This is a genomic window from Rhodoferax sp. P1_F3 (assembly GCF_056405715.1).
Map to the genome: position 1 here is coordinate 1 of NZ_JBFUBO010000031.1, position 3,235 is coordinate 3,235.

Here is a 3,235-nt window from a genome sequence, read left to right on the forward strand (position 1 = left end):
ATGCGCATGCCCCCGGGATGGGACGGCGTTGAAACCATCGAACAGCTATGGCTGGTCGATCCTCGTCTGCAGATCGTGATTTGCACCGCGTATGCCGACCAGTCATGGAACGAAGTCTTCGAACGCCTGGACGCACGTGATCGCTTGCTGGTTCTGAAAAAACCATTTGATCCCATTGAGGTATACCAGCTGGCATCCTCGTTGGCTGCCAAATGGCAGATGGCGCAAGATGCGTCCGAACAGCTTGCGCAGCTGGAAGATGCGGTGCGCGAGCGCACGGGCGAACTGCGCGCTATCAACGAGGCATTGCAGCAGGAGATTGAGGAGCGCAAACACCTCCAAAGTCAGCTGGTGCAATCGGAAAAGCTCGCTTCCATCGGTCAGCTGGCGGCCGGTGTGGCACATGAGATCAACAACCCCATTGGCTACGTTTTTTCGAACTTCGGCACGTTGCAGGGCTACTTGGTGCAGCTTTTCCAAATGCTTGATGCCTATGAAAATGCCGAGATAAGCGTATCGACGTCCGAGATTGCCACCAGGCTGCAGAAGTTGCGCGAAGAGATTGAACTGGATTTTTTGAAGGAAGATATCCCCGTGCTGATGCGCGAGTCGCAACAAGGACTCGTGCGCGTGCGGCAGATTGTGCAGGACCTGAAGGATTTCTCGCGGGTGGATTCGACACCGGAATGGGAATGGGCCGATCTGCACAAGGGTATTGACTCAACCTTGAACGTGATAGCCAGTGAGGTCAAATACAAGGCTGAGGTCGTCAAGGAATATGGCGATATTCCTAACGTCGAATGCCTACCCTCTCAGATTAACCAGGTAGTGATGAATCTGGTGGTAAACGCAGCGCACGCCATGGGCGATGCGCATGGACGCATCACTATACGTACGGGCTCCTTGGATGAGCAGGTATGGCTGGAGGTGGCTGACAATGGCACTGGCATCCCACCGGACACGCTCAAGCGTATTTTCGAGCCGTTCTTTACCACCAAACCGGTGGGCAAGGGAACCGGCCTCGGACTGTCCTTGTCCTACGGGATCGTGCAAAAGCATCAAGGGCGCATTGACGTGGAAAGCATAGTGGGCCAAGGCACTAAGTTTCGCGTAACGCTGCCAATACGTCGGATGCTGGCGTCGGAAGACACTACACCGATTGTCGATACCTGAACAGCACTCAAAAAATTCAGTTGCATTCGCAAAGTGCGCTACAAGCCTAAATGGAGTAATTTCGGTTAAGTACCATTTGTCGTGATTTGAGAAACATGCTGACTTCCTCGCGTTGTTTTGACAAACTTTGAGTCCTCAACTATGCAAACGCAAGCTACCTCTTTCACGAGTTCAACACCGTCGAACGAAATAACGCCAATCGTCGAGCAGTTGCCTATTGGCATTTTTCGCAAGGATACCGCCGGACGGTTTGTCTTCATCAATTCGTGGTTTTGCCAACTCAAGGCCACTGCGGCGGATCAGATTTTGGGGAAAACCGCCACCGAGATTGCCGCCGCCATATCGCACAGTTCGCAAACAATGTGGCGGCCAGAACTCGCTGCGCAGGAAGCTCTTCAGCATGCGCAGACCATACAAACCGGGAACCAGACTTCGCGAGAGGAAGTGAGGATCGACGCGGGTGGCCAGCCGCAGCATTTTCAAGTGATCGAATCCGCAGTGTTGGGGCCTGACAAGGCGATCATTGGCACCCAAGGGGTCATGTTTGACATCACCCTGCACAGGCAAAAAGACGAAATGCGGGTCAACGAGCGTGACCTGCTCAGGGCGCTGCTGGACAACTCCCCGGACCACATCTATTTCAAAGACACCGAGTCCCGTTTTATCAGATCCAGCACCGCCCAGGCCCTGCAGTTTGGCATGTCCACCCCCGACGGGCTGGTGGGTAAATCGGATTTCGATGTCTTTTCCGAGGAGCACGCCCGCCCGGCGTTTGAGGACGAGCAGGAAATCATCCGTACCGGCGTGCCGATGATCAACAAGGTGGAAAAAGAAACCTGGCAGGACGGGCGCCCCGATTCCTGGGGCTTGACGACGAAGATGCCGCTGCGCAACCGCGAGGGGCAGATTATTGGCACCTTCGGCATCACCAAGGACATCTCTGATCTGAAGGAAGCCGAGCGCCAGATCGCCGAGGTGCACAAACAGTTGCTCGAAGCCTCGCGCCTGGCCGGAATGGCCGAGATCGCCATCAATGTGTTGCACAACGTGGGCAATGTGCTCAACAGCGTGAATGTTTCGGCGGCGCTGATTCTGTCCCACCTCAGAGCGTCCAAGATGCCGGGGCTGACACGGGCCGTGCAGCTGATGGACGAGCATTCCGATGACTTGGTTGAGTTTCTGGCGTCGGACGCAAAAGGCAAGATGCTTCCCGGCTACCTGCGCCAATTAGCGCCTGTGCTGGTGGCGGAGCAGCGTGGCGCCATCGAGGAGTTGGTGGCGCTGACCAAGAACGTCGACCACATCAAGGAAATCATTGCCGCACAGCAAGCCCATGCGGGAGCCTCCATGTTGCTGGAGACGGTTCAGATCGGTGAACTGGTGAAAGATGCACTGAAGATCAACGCCGATGCGCTGGCGCGTCGCCACGTGGTGGTGGAGCAAGACATTGCGCCAGTTCCCGACCTGCCATTGAATAAGGGCAGGATACTGCAGATACTGGTGAATCTGATCGGCAATGCCCAGCAGGCCATGGAGGGTGTGGACGAGCCCAAGCTCACGCTGCAGGTGGATGTGGCAGCGGGCCAGCGCCTACGTATCCGTGTCACGGACAACGGAATGGGCATCGCACCAGAAACCCTGGCCAAGGTGTTCGCGCACGGGTTCACCACCAAAAAGACCGGACATGGATTCGGGTTGCATAGCGCAGTGAACGCCGCGCGTGAAATGGGCGGAACGCTAACCGCTCACAGCGATGGACTGGGTACCGGAGCGGTGTTTACGCTTGAACTTCCTTTCGAAATGCCTGAGGAGGCGCCATGAGCGAGCAACACAATCGACGCATTCTCTTGGCAGACGATATGCCTGCCATCCACGAGGACTACCGCAGGATTCTGCTGCCAGCCACCGCGACAGCAACGGCTGAACTGGACGACTTCGAATCCGCACTGTTCGGCACCTCGGCCAAGGCATCCGCAGCCGGATTTACGTTGGATAGCGCCTACCAGGGCCAAGAGGCGTTGGTGATGGTGCAAGAGGCATTGCAGAACAACCAGCCCTATGC

Annotated in this window: 2 protein-coding genes and 1 pseudogene; all 3 read left to right on the forward strand. The window is 56.3% G+C overall.

Translation table 11 applies throughout. From position 1 onward, the window contains the following. On the forward strand, positions 1-1,173 hold a 1,173-nt coding region (locus AC1DZ5_RS21445), incomplete at its 5' end, for an ATP-binding protein (protein WP_477892828.1). Positions 1,174-1,314: 141 nt separating this feature from the next. Next, positions 1,315-2,994, forward strand: a complete 1,680-nt coding sequence (locus AC1DZ5_RS21450; protein WP_477892830.1) for a PAS domain-containing protein — start codon at positions 1,315-1,317, stop codon at positions 2,992-2,994. Continuing rightward, a pseudogene (locus tag AC1DZ5_RS21455) lies at positions 2,991-3,235 on the forward strand (two-component system response regulator); the annotation flags it as partial. The gene AC1DZ5_RS21450 and the pseudogene AC1DZ5_RS21455, both read left to right, overlap by 4 nt.